We start from the raw sequence: 7,866 nt of genomic DNA on the forward strand, positions 1-7,866 counted from the left end.
CGGCCAACATCTTCGACAGTCTGACGCATCCGATCCGCGCCGCGGATCGCCACCAACAGACCCGGCAAATCTATCGAAGCGGGCATCCGCGCCGGATTTCTCTAGGCGAGAAGCCGGTCAGAATTTGTGACGACGCCTGGATCGGCGCCGGAGCCTTTGTCCTGCGCGGGGTCGTCGTCGGCGAAGGGGCGGTTGTTGCTGCCGGTGCCGTGGTCACCAGGGATGTGCCGCCTCATGTAATCGTGGCCGGGAATCCCGCGGTCGTGCTCAGGGATCTAACCGCCGATGAGCGCTGATCCGAAATTGCCGACGTGGGAAGATGCCGTGGTCTGGCTGCGCAACCAGCCGGACCGGCGACAGACGGTCATGGATGCATTTTATGATGATCCGCTTGCCGCCGCCGCGGCGCGCTACCACGCGTCGGCGGAATGGCAGGCCATCTCGGCGCTCTTGCGGGGGCGGTCCGGAGCTGCGCTCGACATCGGCGCCGGGCGCGGGATTACAAGTTTTGCGCTGGCAAAGGATGGTTTCGCGGTGACCGCCCTCGAGCCAGACCCGAGCGTGATCGTTGGCGCCGCCGCCATCCGTTCGCTGGCGCATGAAGCGTCGCTTCCAATCAATGTCGTGGAGGATTTTTCCGAGCGATTGCCGTTTGCGGATGCAGCCTTTGACGTCGTTGTCGCGCGCGCGGTCCTGCACCATACAAGCGACCTCAAAGGCGCCTGCCGCGAAATTCACCGCGTTCTGAAATCCGGAGGAATATTTGTCGCAGCGCGCGAACATGTCATCAGCAAGGAAGCCGATCTGGGCAAGTTCCTGGATCGCCACCCGCTGCACCATGTCTACGGCGGCGAACATGCCTTTCTGCTTGCCGACTACGTGGGCGCGCTGAAAGGCGCCGGGTTTTCACTGGATATCCTCATGCCGCTGCGCAGCCCGATCAACCTGTACCCATACACCTTCGATAGTCTGCGCAACGCCACCGTCCAGTCATTGTCGCGCAGGTTTCCTCTGCCGGTTTGGCGGTTCCTCCTGAAATCGGACCTGATATTCTCGGCGCTGCTCGCCGGCGCCGAACGCTTCGACAACCGGCCCGGACGGCTCTATTCGTTCGTCGGTCGCAAGGCCGCAGCCTAGCCGCTTATCGCGCCAGGCCGGCCGCCGCCGCACGCGCCCGGATTGCCGCTGCCGTGCTGAATGATCTCGCCATAAATCGAGACGGCGAGTTCAGCGGATTTTTTCCAGTTGAACGTTTCGATCGCCCGCGACCGTCCGGCGGCTCCCAAACGCGCCCGCATCGCAGGATCCGCGCAGACCGTGTCAAGCGCCCTGGCGAGCGCATCCGCATCGCCCGGTTCGACAAGAAGCCCGGTCGCAGGTGTGACTTCAAAGGGAATGCCGCCGACCCTGGTCGAAACCACCGGCAGGCCGCTGATCATTGCCTCCAGAATGACGAGCGGCAGCGTGTCCGCCCGCGACGGAAACACGAAAAGATCGACGCTCTGGTACAAGGCCCGCAATTCTTCCCTGGTGATGAAATCGGTAAATCGCAGGCGCGCATCGTCCGGGGCCAGGCCGCGGCTTGCCAACAGCTTCGCGTGCTCGTCCCTCGAGCGGATCTGGCCGGCGATAACGGCCACTGCGGCTTCACGCATCAGCTGCAAGGCTTCCAGAAACGTGTCGATTCCCTTGTTCGGCGTGTGATTGCCAACAAAGAGCATCAAGGGCCTGCCGGTCGGCAGTGCAAAGCGTTGCACCAGACGTTGTCGCTCGGCCTCCGGAAGCACTTCGGAAAAGTAGCGATCAACCCCGTTGGTGACGACGCGCAGCCGCTCGGCGGGTATCCCCATCCCCGATAGAACCGGGGTTTCGCATGGCGAGAGCATCAATACGCGTGCCGCTCCTCTTGCGACCTCCACAACCGGCCGCCGGACCAGCAAACGGAGCAGCGGCTTCTGCCAGGCTGGCGATTCGAAGCCACGGGAAAAATCATTGAACTCGATGAAACCGTGCGTCGAAACGACGTATGGTATCTTCAACCTCGCACAGATGCGAGCCACCTCGCGCATCGCGCCCGGAGGGTGAGGATTGTGCAGGTGGACGACATCGAATTTCCCATCTTGCAGCGGTTCCAGAAGATCCGGACGCCAGGCTAACGTCGTTGCCTGCCGGGGAAGAAATTTCTGGATCGGCAGAAGAATGTTGCTGGCCTTGCGGCGAACAATGCGAAGTCCATCCTCGATTTCGTCGCCGTCATGTTCTGCCATGACGAACAGCGTGGCATCGCAAAGCCTGGCGATCTCCTTCGTCAACTGGATTGCCGCCGAGACCCCGCCGCTCGCCTTGAAAGTTGGCGGTGTGATCGCGACCGCCGCGACACGAGGCGGTCTCATGCAAAGCCGTCCTCGACACGGCTGTTCCAGGCGCGGCGCATGCTGTGATCAAGCGGGATGGCGGGACACCAGTTTGTTATTTGCTTCAGTCTCCGGGTCGATGCCCGCAGCATAGGCCGGTCCACCGGGCGAATACGCGCGGGATCCTGCAGAATGTCCAGCTTGACGCCGGCTGCCTCGCCGATCAATCGGGCGACATCGCCTACCGCGTGCGTAACGCCGGTTCCCAGGTTCGAGATCATGGGTCCATCGTCAAACCGGGCATTGTCCGACAAGGCCCTGAATCCGCGCGCGACATCCTCGACGTCGATGTAGTCGCGGTGGGGAAAGAGATTGCCGAGCGAAATACTGGTCTTGCCCTGCGCGAGCTGCCCGATAATGGCCGGCACCAGATGGGGATTGGTTTCCCCGGGCCCGACGACATTGAACAACCGGACGATGACGCCACGCACCCTGTTCTGGTGGTGAAAGTACCGGACGAAATGTTCGCCGTGGAGCTTGGTATAGCCGTAGATATCAACCGGGCCCAGCATTTCGTCAAGCTCGACATGCTCGCTGGCAAACGGGCGGTACACCGCGGCGGTGGATGCAAAGACAAACTGCGTGCCCGGCGGTGCCGCATTCAGCAGATTTATCGTACCTGATACATTGATGCTGTTCGAGCTTCCCGGGTGCGCCTCGCAGGTTGGAATAAAGTGAACCGCGGCGAGGTGGTAGATGACGTGAGGAGCGGCCTGTCGCATGGTTGCGGATACCGCCTCGTCGTCGCGGATGTCGCATCGGTGCAGCACGAACTTGCGCTGATCCATGCAATCGAGGCGCCTCTCGCCGCACGCAAGATTGTCGAGAACATGAATTTCGTCGCTTCCCGCCGTGACGAGCTGGCGGACGAGTTCACGTCCGACGTATCCGGCTCCTCCGGTCACGAGAATTCGACGATCCTTCATTGCAAAACGGTTCCCGCTGCTGCGCTTCCAACCGGCCGCGGAAGGCTGCCAACCACTTACTAGATGGGCCAGGCAAGAGCAATCTTGACGGAGGTGGTGGCAACTCAGGCGTTGCGCTTGCCGAACCCATTACAAGCTCGACCAGCCATCCCAAATCGTTCGGGGTGTCGATGATCCTGTCCGATCTCGATCAACGCGCGGGAGCGATTTGGTCGCTTGCCCCTGTTGGAACATCGTGCGCGGCGTCACGTACCAGAGCAGAAAGAGGATCGCCATGCCGCCGCTCCCGAACAGGAAAAACAGCATTATCCCGACAACCAGCAGCGTGGTGGCCGTTTTCAACACCAAAGGTTATGTGCAATGCTTGCAGCCAAGGTTGACGCGTGTTCTAAAAGCTGTTGAATGGGATGAGAATCGTCAGGCTGATTTGCAAAAGCGTTGCCGCGCGACGTGAAAGTTAAACCGTTCCGCTTTTCCGAATTTTCCTCGCCCGCCACCGAGAATGATTAATCCATCGAAGTCCCTCTGGCCCGCGATCTCCACCGTTAGCCGCGCAGCTTTGGTGCTGGGCTATGCCTTTTGCTGCGTGGCAGCTCAGCTCGTTGGCGGCGCAGCCTTCGCGTCGAGCGAAGGTGTGATGGCGTGCGATGGGCTGGCCGCAACGTGGATGTCGGCAAGACCCGAGGCGCCAGCGGCGATATTTGTCCCGGGTCAAGGGCCTATCACCCGGAACGGAGACCAGGCTGGCCTAATCCACTCCACGGCGCTTTTTCTGGCGACCGATTTGCTGAAGGCCGAAATGAGTGCGCTTATCTTCGACAAGCGGGGGATAGGCGCCAGTGGGATCGGTAGCGGCAAGCCTTGGGACGAGAGCACAATGATCGAAGAAGCGAACGACATTCGATGTCTCGTTCGCTGGGTGATCGAGAACAAGCAACCCTCCAGCGTGACGCTGATCGGTTACAACGATGGCAACATCGTTGCTGCAATGGCGGCGACCGCCGGCGTCGACGGAATTGTGATGCTTCCGGTTTTCGAGGGCAGCGCGAGCGATATGGCCGACGACTTGCGCCGCGGAGGCCTTGCTGAGCCCGCCGTCGCGGAGATCGAACGGGCTGTAGCAAGCCGGTTAAGGGGAGAAACTGCGACGTACTCATTCCCGACCCTGCACAGGGTGGTCGCCACCATCGTTAAGCGTATCCGCTCGATGCGCCCGCCGTTTGACCAGATCGACGTTGTCGCGCGGCTAGATATGCCAGTCCTCCTGGTCGGCGCCGGTCGGGATTTCGAGACAAGCCGGACCAAATTCAAGCGACTGGCGGAAGCAGCTCCGGGCGCGAGCATTTTCTACGAACCCAACATGAGCGGTTTTCTTCGGACCTACGCGGCCGACTGTCCCGACTCATGCCAGCGTAAGCGCCTTCCGTCGAGCGACCCGCTCGATCCCGGGGCCGTCGCCGCCATCTCCTCGTTCGTCGCTTGCGGCAAGGTAGGCACCAACGCGACGAGCTGCCATGCAAATTCCCCGGCGCAGAGCGCGCGCGTTGACGACTGATCAAGCGCCTTCGCGCGAGCCCGCACCCCTATCGGCATGGCTGTTCCCGGCAGCCGCCATTGCCGCGACCACAACGGCATTTTGCAAGCAATTCACGCCGTTCTATCATTTTCATTCAACGATCATATTCGTTGTCGCAGCATTCGTTTCGTCGCTGCTGATCTTACCGGTCTGGAAGTTGCGGCCCGAACTGTTCCAGAAGGCGCGCAGCACGGCAATCGTAACGCTGTGCATTTGGGCATGCACTGCGCTCAGCTACCTGCTTTTCGCGCGGCACAGCGTGCCCCCGACCTATTTGGCCGGCCTTGTTCTGTTTTCAGGATTCTTCATGTTGGTTGGAGTTGCTGCATCCGGTTCTCCGCGCAGCATCGCGGTCATTTTTGTGATGATCGCAATTATCTATCTCATTTATCTGGCGCGCTATGTCCAGCACTTCGGCTTCCTCTTTCCACCGAAGTCCTTGGTCGATCAGTTTGATTTCCCGGATTTGTTTGGCGATATCTTCGGCCTGAGTTCGGATCCAGAAGCCGATCGTGTCGATCTCTACGTGACACAGTATCAGAATGTTGGCCGCTTCCTGGCGTTGGGGGCGCTGGCGGCCACCATGCTGATTGGAAATGTGCGGCGCCGCTGGGTGCTAGGCTGGATGTTGGTCGCGGCGACTTTCGTAATGGTCCTTTGGGTCGGCGGAAGAGGCGCGCTTCTCGCATTAGCCGTATCCATATCCATTGCTGTCGGTCGATCGCGGCCCGTCAAAACGCTAGTCTTGATCGTTGCAACCGCATTGCTTGCCAGCGGCGCACTTCTCGTCTTGGCGAAAGTCAATTTTTACATCGGTATTCCCGTCATCGATCGGACGATTGATGAAATCCAGCACCCTAACCCGCGACTGCGAGGTCCTATCCTGGAATACCTCTTTGCGAAGCTGAAAGACGAACCGTATTCTATAATCCTGGGCCGAGGACTCGGCATGTTCCCGGTCGAACTCGGCCGACCAACGCCCGATTGGCTGATCGCAAGACCGATCACCGGCTATCCGCATAATGTTATTCTGGAAGCCTTGTACGAGATCGGGATCGGTGGAATGGCGCTTTTCATCGTACTGATAATGATCCCGATCAAACGAGCTTGGGCGATATGGGCGAGCCTCAACCAAGACGAGTTCTTCGTCTTCCAGCTCTATATCTTCCACCTTGCCTTGCTCATGGTTTCAGGCGCGCTTGCGTATTCCTACGACTTCTACTTCGTGTTGGGCTTGACGATCGGCACTCTCCGCCAGGCGGCCGGCGGCGTTAGCAAGAAAGCGGTGCAAGCCTCCTGAACGCGCTGTCGGATTACGATACCGCTTTGCATCCTGAATATGCGAGATGACATCGGCCGTAAACTTGCGCCGGAATCACAACATGACGCAGCGGCAACCGTTTCGACCACGAATGCCGTCGTTCACGTATCACGCATAGTGCCAGAAGTCTGTTGCCTCGACCGTTCGAGCGGCTGGATTCCCTGCGACGACCGGCGCCCGGGCCGGGCCGGGCCGCCAACACGCCTTGCTTTGCGGTGGCTTTTGTTAATATAGGACATTTGGGGACGCCGCCGCTCCGGGTCCCGCCACTGGCCGCCTCGAAAGCTCTGCGCGCAGGTTGATGACGGTTGACAAAGAGGCTCCCATGATCAGATTTGGCCTGCTCGGATGCGGCCGCATCGCCAGGCGTCATGCCGACCTGCTGGGCGGCAATCATATCCAGGGCGCCAGGCTTGTCGCCGTCTGCGATCCCCTTCGCGCGCGCGCCGATGCGATCGCGTCCCGATTCGGCGTTCCCGCCCTCTACGATATGGACGACTTTCTCGCCCGCAAGGATATCGACGCGGTGGCGGTCCTGACGCCGAGCGGGATGCATCCCGCGCATGTCATTGCCTGCGCCAAGGCGGGAAAGCACGTCGTGGTCGAGAAACCGATGGCGCTGCGGCTGCAGGATGCCGATGATATGATCCGCGCCTGCGACGAAGCGGGCGTGAAAATGTTCATCGTCAAGCAGAACCGCTTCAACGTTCCGGTGGTCAAGGCGCGCGAAGCGCTTGTCGCCGGCCGGTTCGGCCGTCTCATTCTCGGCACGGTGCGGGTGCGCTGGTGCCGTGACCAGGCCTATTACGATCAGGACGCCTGGCGCGGCACCTGGGCCTATGACGGCGGCGTGCTCACCAATCAGGCCAGCCATCACATCGATATGCTGGAATGGTTTTTCGGCGATGTCGTCAGCGTCCATGCCCGCGCGATCACGGCGCTGGCCAGGATCGAGACCGAGGATACGGCGGTCGCGACGCTCAAGTTCCGCAATGGCGCGCTGGGGGTCATCGAGGCGACCACCGCCGCGCGTCCGACCGATCTCGAAGGCTCGCTCTCGATTCTGGGCGAGAAGGGAACCGTCGAGATCGCCGGCTTCGCCGTCAACCAGATCAGGCACTGGCGGTTTGTCGATGAGCTTGCCTCGGACAAGGACGTGGTGGAGAAATTTTCCGTCAATCCGCCGAACGTCTACGGCTTTGGCCACCAGGCCTATTATCAGCACGTGATCGACTGCCTCACCAATCAGCGCGCGGCGCTGGTCGACGGCCTCGAGGGACGCAAGAGCCTGGAACTGATCTCCGCGCTCTATGAATCGATCGAGACCGGGGCGGAAGTTGCGCTCCGGTTCACGCCGCGGCTGAGCCGGCTCGGTGTCGCCTCGTGAACCGGCCGGAAGCGCATCAGGCCGGCATGCGCGACGTCGAATTCGGCGCGCGGGTCAGGATCGTCGAGCCCTGCAACCTCTACGGCTGCCGGATCGGCGACGATTGCTTTGTCGGACCGTTCACCGAGATCCAGAAGGGCGTGGTGATCGGCGCCCGCAGCCGCGTGCAGTCGCACGCCTTTGTCTGCGAACTGGTGACGATCGGCGAAGACTGTTTTGTCGGCCATGGCGTGATGTTCGTC

Annotated in this window: 9 protein-coding genes; 7 read left to right on the forward strand and 2 right to left on the reverse strand. The window is 60.8% G+C overall.

Going from position 1 to position 7,866, the window contains the following annotated elements:
• The coding region (locus tag WCE35_RS15560) for an acyltransferase (RefSeq protein WP_424594231.1) at nt 1-296 on the forward strand (296 nt) is incomplete at its 5' end.
• A complete protein-coding gene (locus WCE35_RS15565) occupies nt 286-1,137 on the forward strand; it encodes a class I SAM-dependent methyltransferase (RefSeq protein WP_424594232.1) in 852 nt (283 codons plus the stop codon). The genes WCE35_RS15560 and WCE35_RS15565, both read left to right, overlap by 11 nt.
• On the opposite strand, the gene WCE35_RS15570 is transcribed toward WCE35_RS15565, so the two are convergent.
• Nucleotides 1,134-2,393, reverse strand: a complete 1,260-nt coding sequence (locus WCE35_RS15570; RefSeq protein ID WP_424594233.1) for a glycosyltransferase family 4 protein — start codon at nt 2,391-2,393, stop codon at nt 1,134-1,136. The two genes, WCE35_RS15565 and WCE35_RS15570, sit on opposite strands and share 4 nt — an antisense overlap.
• Complete coding sequence (locus WCE35_RS15575; protein WP_424594234.1) at nt 2,390-3,319, reverse strand: NAD-dependent epimerase/dehydratase family protein; 930 nt, start codon at nt 3,317-3,319, stop codon at nt 2,390-2,392. Before WCE35_RS15575 ends, WCE35_RS15570 begins: the two co-directional genes overlap by 4 nt.
• A gap of 295 nt (nt 3,320-3,614) precedes the next feature.
• Here WCE35_RS15575 and WCE35_RS15580 point away from each other — a divergent pair, with 295 nt between their 5' ends.
• The 5 genes from WCE35_RS15580 to WCE35_RS15600 form a co-directional block, all read left to right on the forward strand.
• Entirely contained in the window at nt 3,615-3,794 is a 180-nt protein-coding gene (locus WCE35_RS15580; protein WP_424594235.1) for a hypothetical protein, read from the forward strand.
• Nucleotides 3,795-4,124: 330 nt separating this feature from the next.
• Nucleotides 4,125-4,895, forward strand: a complete 771-nt coding sequence (locus WCE35_RS15585; RefSeq protein ID WP_424594236.1) for a hypothetical protein — start codon at nt 4,125-4,127, stop codon at nt 4,893-4,895.
• The gene (locus tag WCE35_RS15590) at nt 4,885-6,216 is read left to right on the forward strand and encodes an O-antigen ligase family protein (protein WP_424594237.1); all 1,332 of its coding nucleotides are present in this window, start codon (nt 4,885-4,887) and stop codon (nt 6,214-6,216) included. Before WCE35_RS15585 ends, WCE35_RS15590 begins: the two co-directional genes overlap by 11 nt.
• Nucleotides 6,217-6,562: 346 nt before the next feature.
• Entirely contained in the window at nt 6,563-7,624 is a 1,062-nt protein-coding gene (locus WCE35_RS15595; RefSeq protein WP_424594238.1) for a Gfo/Idh/MocA family protein, read from the forward strand.
• Nucleotides 7,621-7,866, forward strand: a 246-nt coding sequence (locus tag WCE35_RS15600; protein WP_424594239.1) for a DapH/DapD/GlmU-related protein, incomplete at its 3' end; no start/stop codon positions are given. The genes WCE35_RS15595 and WCE35_RS15600, both read left to right, overlap by 4 nt.

Source organism: Bradyrhizobium sp. (assembly GCF_049691595.1).
Lineage (GTDB): Bacteria > Pseudomonadota > Alphaproteobacteria > Rhizobiales > Xanthobacteraceae > Bradyrhizobium.

Coding starts and splice junctions, on each gene's coding strand:
- WCE35_RS15570 (WP_424594233.1), bottom strand. CDS start 2,393: ATGAGACCGCCTCGTGTCGCGGCGGTCGCGATCACACCGCCAACTTTC.
- WCE35_RS15580 (WP_424594235.1), top strand. CDS start 3,615: ATGCCGCCGCTCCCGAACAGGAAAAACAGCATTATCCCGACAACCAGC.
- WCE35_RS15595 (WP_424594238.1), top strand. CDS start 6,563: ATGATCAGATTTGGCCTGCTCGGATGCGGCCGCATCGCCAGGCGTCAT.
- WCE35_RS15565 (WP_424594232.1), top strand. CDS start 286: ATGAGCGCTGATCCGAAATTGCCGACGTGGGAAGATGCCGTGGTCTGG.